Here is a 16,765-nt window from a genome sequence, read left to right as displayed (position 1 = left end):
ATAAGCTGTAGACATAGAAAGGAGTTCTGACTTTTATGATAGGAATGCTGATTACAGCTCTATTATCCTTTATTTTATTTTTCATCCTGACGTTCATCGTCTATTGGAAAAACCGTATGAGAAGAAAGAAGATTATGAGGACAGCCGCCGGCGTATTTATTTTCGGCTTTATCCTCATGTTCGCGATTGCCTATGCGTTCATGCCGACCATCACGATCCCGAATATGCTGATTTTGAACAGTATTGTCGCCATCCTGTTCGTGCCGCTTGTTTATGGCGGGGGCAAGGTGCCTGTACAGTATCAGACGATGCACCGCTCGTTATCGGGCGTCATTGTTCTTGTGACCGCTGTTTTAATTGTAGGTGTATTCGTCTACAGCATTTTTGCCCTGCAGGACAGCCATGATTCGATCGCCAAATCGGAAGAGGCGGAGGCCCGCCCGTTGAATGAGGATAATACGCCGATTTCTGTTGCGCCTGAATCGGCTCGTAACAAAGTGCAGAAAGCAATGAGTGTCGTCCCGAACACGCAGTTCTATGACCTTGGAAAACTTCAGGCCCAGCAGGTGGACGGTGATATCGTTTATGTTGCTCCTGTGGAATTCTCAAGCTTTTGGCGTTATGTGCGTGGAAATGAGACGGAAGGATATTTCACGATCGCAGCGACGAACATTAACGCCCAGCCTGAGTTCGTCCAAAGCAAAATGAAGTATACCAACTCGAGTTACTTCAACCATAACGTCCAGCGTGTCGTATACAGTGCTCACCCGGACCACATTCAAAGCGGGGAAGCTCAGATTGAAGTGGATGATGAAGGGAAGCCGTGGTACGTACAGACAATCTACAAACCGTTGTTCTTTTCCAACCGGCCGGACATGCAGGAAATCAAAGTGGCGGTTGTAGACCCGGTGACCGGCGATGTGGAAACCTATCCGGCTTCAGAAGCGCCGGAATTTGTTGAAGGATCGGTCAGCTCTGAACTGGCTGCTACAGAGAATGAGTACTTCGGTAAGTACATCAACGGATGGTTGAACTCCATTTTTGGTAAAAAAGATGTGAAAATCCCGAATGAATCCGGAACAGAGAGCAGTGTGACCCCGATATTCGATGAGGACGGGGCCATGTACTACTTTACAGATATGGCTTCACCGAAAGAAAATATCGACTCAGCCCTTGGCTATACATTGATTGATGCCCGTACTGGTGAACTGACGTATTACAACGGCCAGCAGAACCAGGGGATCATGGACAGTAAAGGTGCGGTGCAGATCGTTAACAAGCAGTACCCGGAGAAAAACTGGACCGGAACGATGCCGGTGCTTTATAACGTCGATGGGCACCCGACGTGGATTGTGAACGTTCTGGATCCGAACGGGCTCTTTAAGCAGTACGCCTACATTAAGGCTGCAGATTCTGATTTTGCTGTCTTCGGGGATACGGCTAAGCAGACGCTGAACGCCTACCGTCTCCAGATTGCCCAGGACCCAAGCAATGTGGAAGGCAGTCAGGAAGTCGACCTCACGGAGAAGAGCGGCGTCATCAAACGTGTACTCGTAACCTCCACTGAATCCAGACAGTCCGTGCAGTTCCTCCTTGAAGGGGATACGACCATTTATACCGTTACGACCAGTAAGGCTCCGTTATCGATCTTCCTGAAAGAAGGAGATCAGGTGGATCTTGAAGCGCGTATCCGGGAAAATGGAACCGGTACGGTGGAAACAATGCAGATTGAAGGCATCAGCAATTAAGAAGGCAGCAGGGGTTTGCCCCCTGCTGTTTTTTCTTTATGATAAGATAGAAAACATAGAAAAAATGAGGAGGAATTTTTATGTCTGAAAAAACGTTTGCCACCGCCATCAACTGTATGGATGGAAGAGTACAGCTTCCGGTTATTTACTGGATGCAGAAAAAATACGATACAGCCTACATCGATATGATTACAGAAGCCGGCCCGACGAAGTTCCTTTTGGAAGGATCAGAAGAGCAGCTGGATGCTGTGAAAACAAAAATCAACATCTCCACCGATAATCATGGATCCAATGTCGTCGCTGTTGTCGGCCACCATAACTGTGCCGGAAACCCAGTGGATCGTGAAGTGAAGGAAGGACAGATCAAGCAGTCCGTCGACCTTGTGAAGTCCTGGGACTTTGGTGTAGAAGTCATCGGTCTGTATGTGAATGATCAATGGGAAGTGGAAGTCGTCGTAGAATAGAGGATTTTCCTCCCGCGCATCGAATGTATACCGTATAACGGGTGACCCGCCGGCGTTTATGCATTTGATACGGTAAGGAGTGGGGAAATGGAGCAGGCGAATGGATTTGACTTCGTTGACAGGGCGCACGATCCGATTTTTCTGGAATTAAGGAAATTGACAGAGGGTTGTCCAACCGTCACCATCGCTTCCTACACCGTCACGCTGAATGCTTTTTCACTCTTTGAGATTGAAAGCATCGGCATCCATGACTGTGTAAGTACCTTGGAGCAATGCGATCGCTACTTATGTACACACACAGCGGAATGACTGGGAAAAGGCGTCTCACAAGGAGGCGCCTCAGGCTGTAGAAAAGTCCGTGTTTTCCAGTGAGAATTGTCCCTATGTCATGTTGAGAGGGCACGTTCCGCTTATCGGTGGATGCCTGCCGCGGGCACGGCCTCAGCTAACTTGGTCAAGAAAACCATTTGACCAAGTGGATCTTCGGCTCGCGCTGTTCCCGCAGGCGTCACCACCGAACGCTCCACGTGCCGATACCTGTGGGAAGACAGCTTTATCCTATGATAAAAGCGAACATTGAGCATAGCTGCTTTGCCGTTTCAAAAGGACAGTACAGGCTGCGTTACGGCCGCCTGCGTGGGAAAAATTCTATCCATGACCAAGTATGGATGACCACTCCTTTGGAGTCACTAGAAAAAAGGTTTCTCCACAGAAAAAGGTGTCTCACAAGGAGACGCCTTTTTCTGTGGAGAGATTTGAGTCCCGGCGCATTGTCCTATACAATAGATGCAGAAAATGAGCGTAAAAAGGAGTTCGTTATGAAGAGATATATCATCGTAGGAGCAGGTATTTTAGGAGCCTCGACCGCTTACCATCTGGTCAAAGAAGGGGCGGACGTCACTATCGTGGACCGGAAGGATGAGGGCCAGGCCACAGAAGCCGCCGCAGGCATTGTCTGTCCGTGGCTCGCACAGCGCCGGAATCAACGGTGGTATCGTCTCGTCAAAGGCGGCGCAAGGTATTATCCTGAGTTGATCCAGCAGCTGGAAGCGGATGGCGAGCACGAGACCGGTTATAAAAAAGTGGGAGCGGTCAGCCTGCACAATAACCCGGAAAAACTGGAGAAGACCATTGAACGAGCGGAAAAACGGAGGGAGGATGCTCCGGAAATCGGTGAAATCACACGACTTTCCCCGGAAGAAACACGCACTTATTTCCCTTTGTTATCAGAGGAAAGCTATGAAGCGGTTCATGTCAGTGGTGCGGCCCGTGTCAACGGCCGCGCGCTCCGTGACGCTTTAATCCGAGCTTCAAAAAAGCGTGGAGCCGTCATGATGCATGGCGATGCCTCACTCACTTTTGAAGGGGATACAGTGACAGGCGTGGAAGTGGACGGACGGAAGCTGGAAGCAGATGAAGTGATCGTTACCGCAGGCGCCTGGGCGAAGCCGTTGTTCCAGCCGCTCGGGATCCAGTTCCTTTCCCGTCCTCAGAAGGCACAGATTGTCCATTTGGATGTAGAAGGAACGGAAACTGCGGACTGGCCGGTGGTTATGCCGCCGAACAACCAATATATGCTGTCTTTCGGTGGCGGGCGCATGGTCGTTGGCGCGACGCACGAAACAGATGCCGGATTCGATCAGCGTCAGACAGCCGGAGGCCTTCACTATATTTTAGATAAGGCCCTTGAGGTGGCTCCTGGTCTTCAAGACAGTACTTTTGTGGAAAGCCGTGTCGGGTTCCGGCCGTTTACACCGGGTTCCCTGCCGGTGTTTGGCCGGATTCCTGGATGGAACGGCGTGCTGACGGCCAACGGTCTTGGGGCTTCCGGTCTTACCTCGGGTCCTTACCTTGGCGCTGAGCTTGCCCGGATGGCCCTTGGACGGGATACAGAATTGGATGCAGAAGAATACAGCGTGGCAGAAGCTCTGGAAGAAGAGTAAAAGACCGTGTTATTCAGTTAAAGTTGTCCGTATGTCGAGTTGATGGACATCACAGAACGCTTCTCATGCCGACACCGGCTACAGTTGGGCGCTATGATAAAAGAGAACGTTGAGCACAGTTTCGTATACTCAATAGAACAGTATAGTGTCGTTTGTGTGTGCGGTCATGTATGTGAACAAACGCTGTAGACAGCTCTGGAGGCACTGGACAAAAACGAACTTTCTATACAAGCTGAAAAAAAGACAGGGAACTATGAGGTTCCCTGTCTTTTTTATCCTTCCTGCTTGTCCGGATAGTCGCAGTATTCAATGATGGTGCCGTCTGTGTCGGCAGGATTCAAATAAATGAGCCGTCTTCCATGTTTGTTTGTTCTCCGGGACCACTCCAGGGTGCGTATCCCTTGAGCATGAACCTCTTCAATGGCATCATCCAGGTTCTCCACTTCGTAGGCTACGTGGTGGACGCCTTTGCCTTTCTGCTTAATGAAGCGGGCGATCGGCGAGGTGGTGTTATTCGTCGGCATCAGCAGTTCAGTGCGGCTGCCGTGCACATCCATCACAGCAATTTCACTTTCCACGCCTTCGGCTTCATTTCGATAGCGGTCGATCAAGGTTCCGCCTAAAACCTCTGTGTAAAATGTAATGCTTTCTTCAATAAGGCGTACGGCAACGCCGATATGGTCGAGTCTTTTTTCCAACATGGATTCTCCTTTACAATCTGCGTGCGTTAATTGTAGCACAGCTGCGGATGTGCGACAGGCATCTGCCCTTTTTATCCGTTGTCCACTAAAACGTACAAGCTGATTCGGAAAATATACATACTGTAGAGCAGGAGGTGAAAGTTCATGCCTGCCTGGATTAGTCACAGTATGAAAGTTCTGCTTTCCATCCTGCTGTTTATCTTTTCTACAGCCATGCTGACAGCGGGACTCCTTTTCGCCTTTCTTACAGGATGGACATTCCTGAAAGGGGTGGGAGCGGCAGCGCTCCTCGTGTTCTGGCTTATCACTTTCGGGGTTCTCTCCCGCCGGCTGTACCATTACTTGTTTCATCCACCGGGGGAGGACCAATAAGAAAAAAGCTTGTAGAAAAACTCGGTGTTTATCTACAAGCTTTTTTCTTGTCTCCATGAGCCTTTTTGGACAGCTGAAATGGGACCCTGAATCAGGGTCCCACTTTTTCTTACTGGTTTAACTGTTTTACGACTTCTTTGGCTGCGGCTTCTGTGGATTGAGGGTTCTGTCCGGTAATCAAGCGGCCGTCTACTTCTACATGCTCTGCCCAGTTGGCCCCATTACGGACGTGTGCACCAAGTTCGCTCAGGCGGCTCTCCAATAGGAACGGCATATGCTTATCAAGGCCTGTTTCTGCTTCTTCTGCGTCTGTAAAAGCACTGACACGTTTCCCTTTTACGAGCGGGTCGCCGTTGGACAACGTCGCGCCGACAAGGCCTGCAGGGCCGTGGCAGACCGCAGATACGACTTTTCCATCTTCATAAAATCCTCGAAGCAGTTTCTGCAGTTTTTCGTTATCTGGAAAATCAAACATCGTTCCGTGTCCGCCTGGAAGGAAGATGGCATCGTAATCGTCCGCCTCCACGTCGACCAGCGGCTTCGTATTTTCTAAGTGAGGTTTGGTATCCAGGATTTCCTGTGGTTCGTCGTCGCTGACACTGTTCGGATCGATCGGAATCCCGCCGCCATTTGGACTGGCGACTGTGATGTGGTAGCCATGCTTATTGAATTCATTATAGGCTTCTCCGAATTCAGACAGCCAAAGACCTGTGGACTGTTCTTCCGTAATCGTATCGTGGTTCGTGACGACCATTAGGATGTTTTTAGACATAAACGATTGTTCCTCCTTTATCGGTTCTATAGTAGAAATTCCCGGCATGGGGGTGGAGTAAACGTCTCCCTCCATTGACAAAAGGAGGAGAGGGACATACGATGAATTTACATTTCTCTTCACTATGATAAAGGAGGAAACAGGATGGCTGACGAAAAGGAACAAACGATAAAAGGAGAGGACCAGGGCCCCCTGGATGAGGAGACGTTATTCGTTGTTTCCCAGACGTTCAAAGCATTGGCCGATCCAACGAGAATCCGTATCCTGCATTTGTTGTGCGAGAAGGAGATGTCCGTCAACGAAATTGCCGATCATCTGAACTTAAGACAGTCCACCGTGTCTCATCAGCTCCGTTTTTTGAAAAATTTAAGGCTGGTCAAGTACAGAAGAGCGGGAACGACGATTTTTTATTCCAACGATGATGACCATGTCATTGACCTCCTGCAGCAGACGATTAACCACGCCAGACATAATTGAAAATACAAAATTGTATGAAAATGGAAGGTTTCTCCTGCAAACGATTCAGTTTCCCTCCCTTACAGCAGAAAGGTTTCAATGTGTCTGAAGAACGGGTAAAGTACGTAGTAAGGTATGTACCCCATGAGCGGTAAATAGTGGGTCAGTTTCCGTTAATCGCACGGAGGAACCGTACATAGTTCACCTGTAAAAAGACGACGATAAAGTTATATAAAGAGTGAGGAAAATGAACATGAATCTTTCATTTGATCAAATCCCCCAATTGAATATAGAGGCCCTTTACGGCCCATCTGAGCAAACGGTTTCCTCCCTCGCCTTCCATTCCGGACGTATACAGCCGGGTGCCGCTTTTTTCTGTTTGAAAGGAGAAACCTTCGACGGCCATGCGTATGTCGAGGAGGCGATTGCCGGCGGGGCCAATGTCATTATCGGGCATGAGGATGAACTGTTCCGGCGTATGAGTGAGGTCTATACCCGGACAACGTTTATTGTCACTGCGCATGTACGATCGGCCATGGCCCGTTTCTCGAAGTATTTTTATGAAGAAGCAGATGATGAGCTGAAAACGATTGGTGTCACTGGTACGAACGGCAAAACGACCGTAGCTGCCTACGTACGGTCGCTGCTTACGCTTCTTGAACTTCCGGCAGGATCGATTGGAACGACAGGAATATGGACATCCAGCAGCAAGCTCTCCTATAAAAAAAGTACGCCGACCACACCGGAATCAATGGATCTGCATCATATATTCCGTGACCTGCGTACCCATGGAGACGAAGCAGCCGTAATGGAAGTATCGTCCATCGCCCTGGATCAATCCCGTGTGGAAGGGATTCAGTTTGATGTGGCGATCCACACCAACTTTTCTGAGGAGCATTTGGAATATCACCATACCATCGACCACTACAGGGAGTGTAAAATGCGTCTCTTCAAACAGGCCGATCACCGCGTCGTGAATATCGATGATGACGGTATGGCCGCTGAACTTCTCGCTATGGGAAGGGAAGGGCTGCTGACGTACAGTATAGAAGGCCGTCCAGAGGCTGATATCAGAGCAGAAGACATTGAGGTGACAGAGGAGGGCTCCACCTTCACACTACTGGTGTACGGCCGGTCGGAAAACGTACAGGTGCCTGTGTACGGCACCTATAACGTCGCGAATGTTCTGTCTGCCATCGGGACAGCTCTTCACCTTGGATTCACCATCGATCATATTCTCTCCGTACTCCCGGCCATGCAGGGACCGGAAGGCCGTTTCCAAGTCATCGATACTCCAATGAATCAGAAGGTGATTCTTGATTACGCCCATACGCCTGTAGCTTTAAACCGTCTTCTGGAAGAAGTGAAAAAGCTGCAGCACCGCCGTTTAATTGTCATGATTGCCGGGATCGGCATTCGTGATTTCAATAAAATGCCGAAGATGGCAGCGGCGATTGAAGGCCGGGCCGACGAGATCATCGTAACGGTCGACCATCCCGGCTACCACGATCCGCAGATCATCGTTGATCAAGTCTGTACAGGATTTTCCCATCCGGAATCTCCACATGTCCACCAGACCCGCACGCGGGAGGAAGGCGTTCTGCGTTCCCTCGAGCTCGGAGCAGAAGGCGATATTATTCTTCTGACCAGCGGGTGCATCAATAATGCGCAGATGGTTAAGGGAGAGGAAATCCCCCATTCAGACGAGGCGATTATAGAAAGCTTTTATGCCGGAGTGGCTCAATAAAAACAATCCAGTTCCCAAAAGGGACTGGATGTTTTTTTAATCAAACGTTTGTTCAACCAGTTCTGCGTACTCTGGAAAAAAGGGAGGAGCGTCCTGTTTGGAGAGACCATTGTACATAGCTGAAGCCACCGATTGATAATACCATTTCTGCTGGGAGTATCCCGCGTTGAAGTTATCCCACACCTTTTCCCCGAGACGCAGCTGGTCCGTATGGATGGAAAGGAGGTTATCGAGCTTGTCGGCCACAATCAGGGCCTTGATATCAAGGCTTCCGTTCCTGACGGTGTCAATGGTGTGCTGTTTGCGCTGCTTCCAGGGAAGTCGTTTGTTCTCCGTATGCGCCGCCACGAGCTCTGTCACCTGATTACCAAACTGCTTCCGGATATCCTCTATTGTCACCTCTGTATCTTCTACGACATCATGCAGCCAGCCTGCACAAATGAGTGCGGCAGAACCTCCTCCAGCCCTGAGAATCTCACTCACTCTACGTGGATGAACGATGTATGGATCTGATGAGTTTTTTCGTTTCTGTCCGTCATGGGCCTTGACTGCCAGTTGTTCCGCCTGTTCAATCATGCTTTTCCTCCTTTTCCTTTGATCATAACAGAAGAACAAGGGCAGAATCATTGCAAAAACTGTCCAAGGTTGATTAAATAAGAATGGATATTATATAATTAGAAGGTTTAATCAACAGGTTGAAGGGGATGCTTTGTTAATGGAACTGATTGAAGTACAAGGACGACCACCTGAGAATCAAGAGCCCGTTGTTTTAATTATCGGGAAGATGGACGGCGTACACCTGGGGCATCAGTCGCTTCTTAAGGAAGCAGAGAAGCTGGCCCGTCCGGAAGATAAGGTTGCGGTTTATGGCTTTTCTGATCATCCCAAGTGGGTGCTGCGCGGCGAGGAATCCTTTAAGTATGGGTTGTCTACACTTGAAGATAAACTGGCCCGTCTGGAACGGTTCGGGGTAGATCGTTACTATCACGTCCATTTTACAAAAGAATATGCAAAAACATCTCCTGATGAATTTGTACTGGAGCATTTAAACCGCATGAATATCCAGCATGTGATTGTAGGAGAAGACTTCCGATTCGGGAAAGGCCGAGGCTCTGATGCGGAAGGACTGGCAGAGCTGTGCAGGGAAATCGGAGCCGGGGTATCGATTGTACCCGGTGTGATGCTTCATGATTCTAAAGTGAGCAGTACCGATATCAGGACGCATGTATCCAACGGAAGGATGGAAGCGGCCCAGGCGATGCTCGGGCGCCCATATGAAGTCACAGGTTTCGTTGAAAAAGGGGAGCAGCTTGGACGCACGCTCGGTTATCCGACACTGAATGTCGGAGGAATCGATGACTACATCAAAGCTAAGCCAGGCGTCTACCTTGGTCTTGTGAAGCTTGTACAGGATTCTCCTGAATACTATTACACATTAATCAGTGCCGGTTACCGCCCGACGGTAAACGGTGATTCTTATAAAGTCGAAGCTTACCTTCTGGATTTCTCCGGCGATCTCTACGACAGAAAAGTGACCGTTCAGTTTTTACGGCATCTGAGAGACGAGGAGAATTTTGACGGGGTCGATGCCCTTGTTACACAGATGCAGAAGGATGAGCAGAAGGCCCGTCGAATTTTAGGCTTACCTGAATAATACACCTTAGAAAGGAGTACACCTGATGGGAATCGTTGTTGTTGAAGTATGTGACGGCAACTTGATCAATGAACTGGACATCGAGAGCATCATTGAATCCGAATATCCAGAAGTCGCTGTACTCATGAACGAATGTTTATCGTTCTGCGGCATGTGTGCCGTCCGCCCGTATGCCATTGTCAATAATCAGCGCGTTTTCGCAAAAACACCTGAAGACGCCCTGGAGAAAATCCGTACGAAGATTGAAGAAGAGCTGGCCATTTACGCTGAATAAGGCAGGAGAGAGTCATGAGGTTTTTGGATTCGTTGAAGAATAGTCTGCGCCTTCCAAAAAAAGAGGCGATGTTCCATTTGAATAGAAAAGGCATTACACAGACGATCGGTTATTTGTTTGTTCTTCTGCTTGCTTTGTTCCTGCCGGATATGGTTTTTTCGATTATGTATCTGGAGACGAGCGTTACAGAAGTATCCAGAGGAATGTACATCGTGCAGTTCCTCGTTTTTTATCCGCTGCTGATTGTCTTTTTAATCCTTGTCGGGGTTTCCATATTGGCTGGAGGAGCGCTCCTGCTTTGTAAAGCCCTTGAGAGGAAACTGAGCTACCAGCTGCTGTGGAAGCTGACCGCTTATGCTGCCACACTGCCGTTGATTCTCAGTGTCGTGCTGAAATATGCAGCGGTGCCGAACGTGATCAGTGCTCTTATTTTTTTCATTCTTTTCGTCTTTTATATGTACCGGATGATCATCATCTATCCAAAAGCACCTGTCCGTTCTTAGGACCGGTGCTTTTTTATGTTGCTTTTTTTAAATGAATTATTTAGAATGTTCATAATTTAACAGGATGGAGGTTCTTCGAATGGGAGCACTCGTATTTCAATCGGATTTCGGACTCGGAGATGGTGCAGTGAGTGCCATGCACGGGGTGGCACATGGAGTGGATGACTCGTTGAACATTTTTGATTTGACCCATGACATCCCACCATTTCATATATGGGACGGCTCATACCGGCTGTGGCAGACGATGGGGTATTGGAGAACAGGGACGGTGTTTGTGTCTGTCGTAGATCCTGGTGTCGGGTCTGCCCGAAGAAGCATCGGGGTCCGGACCGGGTCCGGCCGGTACGTCATTACACCGGACAACGGTACGTTGACGCATATAACGGCGGCTGAAGGAATCGTGGAGGTAAGGGAGATTGACGAGCGGGTCAACCGTCTTCCGCGCTCCGGCGAATCGTTTACGTTCCATGGCCGGGACATTTACGCCTATACAGGAGCAAGACTGGCTTCCGGAGTGATTTCTTTTGAGGAGATCGGTCCTCCTCTTGATCCAGCGGAACTTGTGAATCTCCCGGTGAAAGAGCCTGTGCTTCAACCTGGGTCTGTATCGGGGATCCTGGATATCCTTGATGTCCGGTTTGGAAATGTATGGACCAACATTCCTCGTCGGTTGTTCCTTCAGACAGGTGTCGATTACGACAGTCAACTGGACGTGCAGATCACTCACAACGGCCAGGAGGTTTATCACAATACGGTGACGTTCGGCCGTTCTTTCGCAGCAACGCACATCGGAGAGCCGCTCCTTTATGTGAATTCACTGGATCATATGGCCGTCGCCATTAACCAAGGGTCCTTTTCCAAGGCATATGGTATTCGGACAGGATCGAATTGGGAAATACAATTGAAAAAGCTGTGAGCAGATTAGAAGCCCACATGAAAGCGTTATGATACACTACAATTTGAAATCCCTAAGCAGAAAAGGAGAATGACAATGAAGACGGTTACGCTACATAGCCAGATTGAAATGCCTCAGCTCGGTTTCGGTGTTTGGCAGGTAGAAGAAAATGAAGCAGTGCCTGCGGTAACAAAAGCTATTGAAACAGGGTATCGTTCTATTGATACAGCGGCCATTTACGGCAACGAAAAGCAGGTCGGGGAAGCCATCCGCCAGAGTGGCGTTGCGCGCGATGAATTGTTCATAACGACAAAAGTATGGAATACAGACCAAGGGTACGACAATACCTTGAAAGCTTTTGAAACTTCACTTGATAAGCTTGGGCTCGACTATGTGGACCTTTATTTGATCCACTGGCCGACACCGGAATTCGATGAGTACGTTGAGACCTATAAAGCACTTGAAAAACTGTATAAAGACGGTAAAGTAAAAGCCATCGGAGTCTGTAACTTCGACATTGATCACCTGCAGCGTCTATTGGATGAATGCGATGTGAAGCCTGCAGTCAACCAGGTGGAATGCCATCCATATCTTGCGCAGAATGAGCTGAAGGATTTCTGCCGTGATAATGGTATCCTCCTGGAAGCATGGAGCCCTCTCATGCAGGGGGGAGAAGTTCTGAAAAACGAAGATGTTCAGTCCATTGCCAAAAAGCATGGGAAAACACCAGCGCAGGTTATCATCCGCTGGCACCTGCAGAACGATACGGTTGTCATTCCGAAATCCGTGACACCATCCCGCATCGAAGAGAACTTTGATGTGTTTGACTTTGAATTGACGGCCGACGATATGGCGGCCATCAACAAATTGGACCGTGGAGAGCGTAAAGGTCCGAAACCATCGGAAATGAATGTAAGATAATAATGAGAATGGGACGGCCGGACGATGGCCGTCCTTTTTATTGGAAAAAAACATACCGGACAGTGGAATCCATTATTAACCTTTTCCATTATGGGGAAGATAGAACTATACCATTTTGTGAGAAGGAGTATGTTTATGATCATCCGCTTCGGCTATGTATCTCACGCTCTATCGCTGTGGGAAGCCGCGCCTGCAAAAACGATGACCTTCGCCCGCTATCAGAAACTGGGGCGGGAAGAAGCGTTGAAACAGCTTCATACTATTGCAGAAATGAACCTGCGCCGTACGATCCGGATTCTCCACTATAATGTGGCCCGGCAGATCCACCTATACCGGATGTCTTCCTCCATAATTCCACTTGCCACCCATGATGATGTGGAGTGGGACTATATTACACCCTTTGAGTATTTGTTCAGGGAAATCGGGGATATTGTCAGAAGGCACCGGATGAGAACAAGCTTCCACCCCAACCAGTTTACATTGTTTACAAGTGACCGTCCGGAAGTCACGGTCAATGCCGTCAAGGATATGACGTACCATTACGCGATGCTTGAAGCGATGGGACTGCATGAGGAAGCCCATATCAACCTTCACGTGGGCGGAGCCTACGGAAATAAAGCCAAAGCACTCGGGCGTTTTCACGAGAATATCAAACAACTGCCGGATCCAGTCAAACAGCAGATGACGCTTGAAAATGATGATAAAACCTACACAATATCGGAAACGCTTGACGTGTGCGAAAAGCACAACATTCCAATGATGTTCGATTATCATCACTATAAGGCGAATCATACAGATGAAGAATCATTGAAGGACCTTCTTCCCCGCTTTTTCCGGACATGGGAAGGCATGCATGTGCCTCCGAAAATCCACATCTCCTCCCCGAAATCGGAGAATGCTTTCCGGAGCCATTCCGATTATGTGGACGCTGATTTTATCCAGCCGCTTCTGAAGGAATTGAAAGCATTGAACCAGCCGGTCGATTTTATGATTGAAGCGAAAGGAAAAGATCTTGCTCTCATGAAGCTGGTGGAGGACATGGCTGCTGTCAGAGGTGTGAAAAGGATAGAGGAGGCCGTGCTTGATCTATAAAACAGTCTTTTGAAAGCTGCTGCTATACGTTAATACCTGAAGGCTTCCAGGATGAGCGTTCGATCGTCACGCCCTCGGCAATCCTTCACTGACAAGCGGTTCGTAAGCATTCATTCTGCGCAATCAAAAAAGAGATGCTCCTTTGCTTCGCAAAAGAGCATCTCTTTTTCTCCTCTATCTCTGTCAAAGTCTCCGGTTGGTGGGATCTTACTTCAGAATTTTGGCTGCTTCCATAAAACGCTGGATGCCTGTGAACAGTTCTACGGCAAAGAACAACAGCGTTGACCAGAGCAGATAATCCGGAAACAGCATCATAATGCTGAATAAAAGGAAGCCTTCTGTCCGTTCGGCCGCCCCTGCCTGATAATAGAAGGACTTCACTCCTGCTTTTTCAGACACAGCTCCAACGACAAGAAATATCGTCATCGAAATGATGATGGAGGCAGTAAGAAGAAGAAGCGGCCACAGCACGTCCGGGTGCACGTAGGCGATCGCAAGAATGATTCCGACTTCGACGACACGGTCGAACGTAATATCCATCACGGTGCCGAAGGGGGATGTTTTAGTATGGCGGGCCATTGTCCCGTCTACGGCATCGAGAAATCCGGAAAACCATAAAAGGACGACAGCAGCCACCGGATGGCCGAGCATGTAAAGGATACTGGTGCCCAGACCGATGAATAGAGCGGTGATGGTGATTTGATTGGCTGACCGGCCCTGTTTTAATAAATAGTGGGCGGTTTTATCAATGGAAGGCTGTACATATTTCCTGGCGTGGGTATCGAGCATGTGAACACCTGCTTTTCGTTGTTTTCCTGCCTGTTTATCCTATATCCTATCCTCTTAGACGATAGCATAATCAGGGCTGGGAAGAGAATTGAAAAGGTCCATGTGTAAGCTTTCTTACAATCGGAGAGCCGCCCATAAAAAAACTGACGGGAAAAGTTCCCGTCAGTCGGCTTCCGTATAGAAAGGTTCAGCTGGCATCTTCCTCTTCCTCAAACAAGGAGATGTTCCGTTTAGAGGTTTTCTTTTTATACACCCGGTTTACGTAGTCATCGGTCAGTGCCGCGATTTCCTTGTGCAGGAACAGGAGCGGGATAATATTCGCAAGAAGGACAAGGGCTAGAAGCAGATCAAGGAACTGCCATACAAACTGAAGGCCTCCGAGAGCTCCGACGAAAACGGCAAGAATATAAACGATTCTCATCCCTTTGGCCGCTTTCAGGCCATATAAGTATTCCGCCTGCTTCTCTCCGTAGAATACAAGAATTCCAATCGTCGTAATGACGAAAAAGAGCAGGAAGACACTGATGAAGCTTCCCCCGAACGCGTCGCCGAACTCACTGCCGATGGCGACGTTAATCATGTTGGAGGCATCGCTGCCATCGACTTCTGTCCAGGCCCCTGTAACGAGCACGACAAGGCCGGAAACGGTACAGATCAGAATCGTATCTACGAAAACACTGAAGATCCCCCACAGCGCCTGGCGGGAAGGGTGATCGGTCTGAGCAGCGGAATGGGCGATCGACGCTGTCCCGAGTCCTGCTTCGTTGGAGTAAAGACCGCGCGCAATTCCCCAACGGAGCGCCTGGGCTACGGCTGCCCCGGCAAACCCGCCCGTAGCGGAAACAGGTGTGAAGGCGTGCTGGAAAATAAGAGCGAAGACGGAGGGGATTTCACCAATGTTGGCAAAGATCACGTAAAAACAGACAGCAAGGTAAATCAGCACCATCCCCGGTACCATTTTATCCGTAACTTTGGCAATGCGCTGAATGCCACCAAATACGACGAGGGCAATGGCCACGCACATGATGGCGCCGGTAACTTCCACCGGCCACCCAAAGGCTCCCTCGGTCTGGGTGGCGATGGAGTTGGACTGGACCATGACACTTGGAATCAGTTCAATCATAAGGAGAAAGGCAAAGGCGGTGGAGACCCATTTCCAGCCGAGCGCTTTTTTTATGTAATACTGCGGGCCGCCCACCCATACGTTCTTTTCATTCTTTTCCCTGTATTTCACTCCGAGAAGAATCTCGCTGTATTTCGTTGCCATTCCGATGAGGGCTACCACCCACATCCAGAAAAGTGCTCCCGGTCCACCGAGCGAAATGGCTACCGGAACCCCCACAATATTTGTGGCGCCTGCTGTCGAGGCAAGGGCTGATGTGAACGCCTGGAAAGGAGTGATGCTTCCTTTCTGTTTGTTTTTCTTGAAAATCTGGCCCACGGTTTGATGGAGAACATGACCGAAGAAGCGGAATTGAAAAAACTTGATGCGGAACGTGAGGAAGATCCCGCCGAGAATTAAGATAATAGCAAGAGGGTATGTCCATAAAAAGTTGGATACAGTGGCTAATGCATCTTTAAAGGAACTCCATAAATCTACCAATAAAAGAAACTCCTTCCTATTTTTAATGTTAATCATACATTCCCTTTACCATTTACTGTTAAACGGTAAATCCCTCTGCATGATGTGGAAAAACATGGATTCTAGTACAATGAAAAGTAAAGGAGGAGAAGCAGGATGAAAATCGGAGAAAATCAGTTTCATGAGCATCGTATGAGTAAGCTGGTGAAAGGGGCCGTCGTTCCTCGGCCCATCGCATGGGTGTCTTCTCTCAGCTCTGATGGTGTAGCCAATCTGGCTCCGTTCAGTTTTTTTACAGTAGCTTCCATGGACCCGGTCACGCTTTGTTTTTCCATTGGTGATGGAGAACGGGAGAAGGATACTCTTGTAAACATACGGGAAACCGAAACCTTCATTATTAATCTTGTAACAGAACAACTGGCTGACCAAATGCACGAGAGCAGTAAAAATCATAGTCCTGATGTAGATGAGTTCCATGCAGCCGGCGTGGAGTCGGAACCCGGAGATTTTGTAAATGTTCCGAGAGTGAAGGAATCCCCTGTGCACATGGAATGTACACTGTCACAGGTTGTAGAGGTGGGATCCGGTCATTTAGTGCTCGGCCGCCTTGTCGGTTATCATGTGAGGGACGATGTTTATATGGACGTGGATAAAATCGACCCCTATAAGCTGAAGCCGGTTGGAAGGATGGCAGGAGATTATACATATGTCCGGGAGTTTTATTCCCTGCCCACCGGACGTATGAAGCAGAAAAAGTCATAAACGTATGCAGAGACTGCCGCGGCCTGCCCGGCGGTCTTTTTTTGTGACTTGTGCGTCCATGTTTTTTCACTCCGGGCCTTCTCAAAATAA

Annotated in this window: 19 protein-coding genes; 14 read left to right on the top strand and 5 right to left on the bottom strand. The window is 48.8% G+C overall.

Features of this window, described 5'->3' with window-relative positions; genetic code table 11:
- Positions 1-35 precede the first annotated feature (35 nt).
- The 4 genes from QMA39_RS18180 to QMA39_RS18165 all read left to right on the top strand — a co-directional run bounded on the left by QMA39_RS18180 (position 36) and on the right by QMA39_RS18165 (position 4,155).
- Positions 36-1,748, top strand: coding sequence for a DNA-binding protein (locus tag QMA39_RS18180; RefSeq protein WP_281659499.1), 1,713 nt, complete (start codon positions 36-38; stop codon positions 1,746-1,748).
- Between the two features lie 80 nt (positions 1,749-1,828).
- The gene (locus tag QMA39_RS18175; protein WP_027953300.1) at positions 1,829-2,212 is read left to right on the top strand and encodes a carbonic anhydrase; all 384 of its coding nucleotides are present in this window, start codon (positions 1,829-1,831) and stop codon (positions 2,210-2,212) included.
- A gap of 87 nt (positions 2,213-2,299) precedes the next feature.
- Entirely contained in the window at positions 2,300-2,521 is a 222-nt protein-coding gene (locus QMA39_RS18170) for a hypothetical protein (protein ID WP_281659498.1), read from the top strand.
- A gap of 509 nt (positions 2,522-3,030) precedes the next feature.
- Complete coding sequence (locus tag QMA39_RS18165) at positions 3,031-4,155, top strand: FAD-binding oxidoreductase (protein ID WP_027953298.1); 1,125 nt, start codon at positions 3,031-3,033, stop codon at positions 4,153-4,155.
- 272 nt (positions 4,156-4,427) lie between these two features.
- Here the strand turns inward: QMA39_RS18165 and QMA39_RS18160 are convergent, their stop codons facing one another.
- Positions 4,428-4,853: a VOC family protein gene (locus QMA39_RS18160; RefSeq protein WP_027953297.1), complete on the bottom strand. Its 426-nt coding sequence runs from the start codon at positions 4,851-4,853 to the stop codon at positions 4,428-4,430.
- Positions 4,854-5,000: 147 nt separating this feature from the next.
- Between QMA39_RS18160 and QMA39_RS18155 the strand changes: the two genes are divergently transcribed.
- Positions 5,001-5,228, top strand: a complete 228-nt coding sequence (locus QMA39_RS18155) for a hypothetical protein (RefSeq protein ID WP_281659497.1) — start codon at positions 5,001-5,003, stop codon at positions 5,226-5,228.
- 109 nt (positions 5,229-5,337) lie between these two features.
- Here QMA39_RS18155 and QMA39_RS18150 read toward each other — a convergent pair whose 3' ends face one another.
- A complete protein-coding gene (locus QMA39_RS18150) occupies positions 5,338-6,000 on the bottom strand; it encodes a type 1 glutamine amidotransferase domain-containing protein (RefSeq protein WP_281659496.1) in 663 nt (220 codons plus the stop codon).
- 144 nt (positions 6,001-6,144) lie between these two features.
- Between QMA39_RS18150 and QMA39_RS18145 the strand changes: the two genes are divergently transcribed.
- Positions 6,145-6,477 carry a metalloregulator ArsR/SmtB family transcription factor gene (locus QMA39_RS18145; RefSeq protein WP_206936202.1) on the top strand — a complete coding sequence of 111 codons (333 nt, stop codon included), beginning with the start codon at positions 6,145-6,147 and terminating at the stop codon, positions 6,475-6,477.
- Positions 6,478-6,709: 232 nt separating this feature from the next.
- Entirely contained in the window at positions 6,710-8,203 is a 1,494-nt protein-coding gene (locus QMA39_RS18140) for a UDP-N-acetylmuramoyl-L-alanyl-D-glutamate--2,6-diaminopimelate ligase (protein WP_281659509.1), read from the top strand.
- 36 nt (positions 8,204-8,239) lie between these two features.
- On the opposite strand, the gene QMA39_RS18135 is transcribed toward QMA39_RS18140, so the two are convergent.
- The gene (locus QMA39_RS18135) at positions 8,240-8,779 is read right to left on the bottom strand and encodes an HD domain-containing protein (RefSeq protein WP_281659495.1); all 540 of its coding nucleotides are present in this window, start codon (positions 8,777-8,779) and stop codon (positions 8,240-8,242) included.
- Positions 8,780-8,918: 139 nt separating this feature from the next.
- Here QMA39_RS18135 and QMA39_RS18130 point away from each other — a divergent pair, with 139 nt between their 5' ends.
- The 6 genes from QMA39_RS18130 to uvsE all read left to right on the top strand — a co-directional run bounded on the left by QMA39_RS18130 (position 8,919) and on the right by uvsE (position 13,542).
- The gene (locus QMA39_RS18130) at positions 8,919-9,857 is read left to right on the top strand and encodes a bifunctional riboflavin kinase/FAD synthetase (protein WP_027953291.1); all 939 of its coding nucleotides are present in this window, start codon (positions 8,919-8,921) and stop codon (positions 9,855-9,857) included.
- Positions 9,858-9,882: 25 nt separating this feature from the next.
- On the top strand, positions 9,883-10,131 hold the full coding sequence (locus QMA39_RS18125) for a DUF1450 domain-containing protein (protein ID WP_027953290.1): 249 nt from the start codon (positions 9,883-9,885) through the stop codon (positions 10,129-10,131).
- Between the two features lie 14 nt (positions 10,132-10,145).
- Positions 10,146-10,634 carry a DUF1189 family protein gene (locus tag QMA39_RS18120; protein ID WP_281659494.1) on the top strand — a complete coding sequence of 163 codons (489 nt, stop codon included), beginning with the start codon at positions 10,146-10,148 and terminating at the stop codon, positions 10,632-10,634.
- A 79-nt stretch (positions 10,635-10,713) separates the two neighbouring features.
- A complete protein-coding gene (locus QMA39_RS18115; RefSeq protein ID WP_281659493.1) occupies positions 10,714-11,550 on the top strand; it encodes an S-adenosyl-l-methionine hydroxide adenosyltransferase family protein in 837 nt (278 codons plus the stop codon).
- A 75-nt stretch (positions 11,551-11,625) separates the two neighbouring features.
- Positions 11,626-12,450 carry an aldo/keto reductase gene (locus tag QMA39_RS18110; protein WP_206936191.1) on the top strand — a complete coding sequence of 275 codons (825 nt, stop codon included), beginning with the start codon at positions 11,626-11,628 and terminating at the stop codon, positions 12,448-12,450.
- Between the two features lie 135 nt (positions 12,451-12,585).
- Complete coding sequence (gene uvsE, locus QMA39_RS18105; protein ID WP_281659492.1) at positions 12,586-13,542, top strand: UV DNA damage repair endonuclease UvsE; 957 nt, start codon at positions 12,586-12,588, stop codon at positions 13,540-13,542.
- A gap of 207 nt (positions 13,543-13,749) precedes the next feature.
- Here the strand turns inward: uvsE and QMA39_RS18100 are convergent, their stop codons facing one another.
- Both QMA39_RS18100 and QMA39_RS18095 read right to left on the bottom strand, forming a co-directional pair.
- Entirely contained in the window at positions 13,750-14,331 is a 582-nt protein-coding gene (locus QMA39_RS18100; protein ID WP_027953285.1) for a CDP-alcohol phosphatidyltransferase family protein, read from the bottom strand.
- A gap of 187 nt (positions 14,332-14,518) precedes the next feature.
- Positions 14,519-15,934, bottom strand: a complete 1,416-nt coding sequence (locus QMA39_RS18095) for a sodium:alanine symporter family protein (RefSeq protein WP_281659491.1) — start codon at positions 15,932-15,934, stop codon at positions 14,519-14,521.
- Positions 15,935-16,069: 135 nt separating this feature from the next.
- On the opposite strand from QMA39_RS18095, the gene QMA39_RS18090 reads away from it, so the two are divergent.
- The gene (locus tag QMA39_RS18090; protein WP_281659490.1) at positions 16,070-16,675 is read left to right on the top strand and encodes a flavin reductase family protein; all 606 of its coding nucleotides are present in this window, start codon (positions 16,070-16,072) and stop codon (positions 16,673-16,675) included.
- The last annotated feature ends 90 nt before the right edge of the window (positions 16,676-16,765 follow it).

It is taken from the genome of Halobacillus sp. Cin3 (genome assembly GCF_947311855.1).
Lineage (GTDB): Bacteria > Bacillota > Bacilli > Bacillales > Halobacillaceae > Halobacillus > Halobacillus kuroshimensis.
Note: the sequence above shows the minus strand (reverse complement) of the source record. Positions and strands in the feature narration are given on the sequence as shown.

Coding starts and splice junctions, on each gene's coding strand:
- QMA39_RS18125 (WP_027953290.1), top strand. CDS start 9,883: ATGGGAATCGTTGTTGTTGAAGTATGTGACGGCAACTTGATCAATGAA.
- QMA39_RS18130 (WP_027953291.1), top strand. CDS start 8,919: ATGGAACTGATTGAAGTACAAGGACGACCACCTGAGAATCAAGAGCCC.
- QMA39_RS18155 (WP_281659497.1), top strand. CDS start 5,001: ATGCCTGCCTGGATTAGTCACAGTATGAAAGTTCTGCTTTCCATCCTG.
- QMA39_RS18150 (WP_281659496.1), bottom strand. CDS start 6,000: ATGTCTAAAAACATCCTAATGGTCGTCACGAACCACGATACGATTACG.
- QMA39_RS18180 (WP_281659499.1), top strand. CDS start 36: ATGATAGGAATGCTGATTACAGCTCTATTATCCTTTATTTTATTTTTC.
- QMA39_RS18135 (WP_281659495.1), bottom strand. CDS start 8,779: ATGATTGAACAGGCGGAACAACTGGCAGTCAAGGCCCATGACGGACAG.
- QMA39_RS18090 (WP_281659490.1), top strand. CDS start 16,070: ATGAAAATCGGAGAAAATCAGTTTCATGAGCATCGTATGAGTAAGCTG.
- uvsE (WP_281659492.1), top strand. CDS start 12,586: ATGATCATCCGCTTCGGCTATGTATCTCACGCTCTATCGCTGTGGGAA.
- QMA39_RS18100 (WP_027953285.1), bottom strand. CDS start 14,331: ATGCTCGATACCCACGCCAGGAAATATGTACAGCCTTCCATTGATAAA.
- QMA39_RS18120 (WP_281659494.1), top strand. CDS start 10,146: ATGAGGTTTTTGGATTCGTTGAAGAATAGTCTGCGCCTTCCAAAAAAA.
- QMA39_RS18140 (WP_281659509.1), top strand. CDS start 6,710: ATGAATCTTTCATTTGATCAAATCCCCCAATTGAATATAGAGGCCCTT.
- QMA39_RS18175 (WP_027953300.1), top strand. CDS start 1,829: ATGTCTGAAAAAACGTTTGCCACCGCCATCAACTGTATGGATGGAAGA.
- QMA39_RS18110 (WP_206936191.1), top strand. CDS start 11,626: ATGAAGACGGTTACGCTACATAGCCAGATTGAAATGCCTCAGCTCGGT.
- QMA39_RS18170 (WP_281659498.1), top strand. CDS start 2,300: ATGGAGCAGGCGAATGGATTTGACTTCGTTGACAGGGCGCACGATCCG.
- QMA39_RS18165 (WP_027953298.1), top strand. CDS start 3,031: ATGAAGAGATATATCATCGTAGGAGCAGGTATTTTAGGAGCCTCGACC.
- QMA39_RS18115 (WP_281659493.1), top strand. CDS start 10,714: ATGGGAGCACTCGTATTTCAATCGGATTTCGGACTCGGAGATGGTGCA.
- QMA39_RS18145 (WP_206936202.1), top strand. CDS start 6,145: ATGGCTGACGAAAAGGAACAAACGATAAAAGGAGAGGACCAGGGCCCC.